The organism is Herbaspirillum rhizosphaerae (genome assembly GCF_046025915.1).
Classification (GTDB): domain Bacteria; phylum Pseudomonadota; class Gammaproteobacteria; order Burkholderiales; family Burkholderiaceae_D; genus Herbaspirillum; species Herbaspirillum rhizosphaerae_A.
In genome coordinates this window covers 1-315 of sequence record NZ_JAQQFR010000039.1, presented here as the reverse complement: position 1 = coordinate 315, position 315 = coordinate 1, and the positions used below count along the sequence as shown (strand labels likewise).

Below are 315 nucleotides of genomic sequence, written 5' to 3'. Positions count from 1 at the left end.
CTGAACTACACCGACGGTACAGGAACCAGCGGAGGGTACGCCGCTGGCGACCGTCTGAGCAATATTCAAGATCTGACCGGTAGCGCTAGCGACGATACTTTCGTTGCCAACTTGGCCAGTAATAATTTTGATGGCGGCACAAGTACGGCGACGTCGCACAATCGTGTGAGCTACGCAGCGTCGAACGCAGGCGTCGTCGTCGATCTGAATTCTACGACAGGCGTCGGTACCAGCGGAGGGTATGCCGCAGGTGATACGTTCGTCAATATTCAGGATCTGACCGGCAGTGCAAGTGACGACACATTTGTGGCCAGC

The 315-nt window shown here is 55.9% G+C and carries 1 protein-coding gene; it reads left to right on the top strand.

The window, feature by feature from the left end:
- Positions 1–315, top strand: a 315-nt coding sequence (locus tag PQR63_RS23610) for a hypothetical protein (protein WP_408170731.1), incomplete at both ends; no start/stop codon positions are given.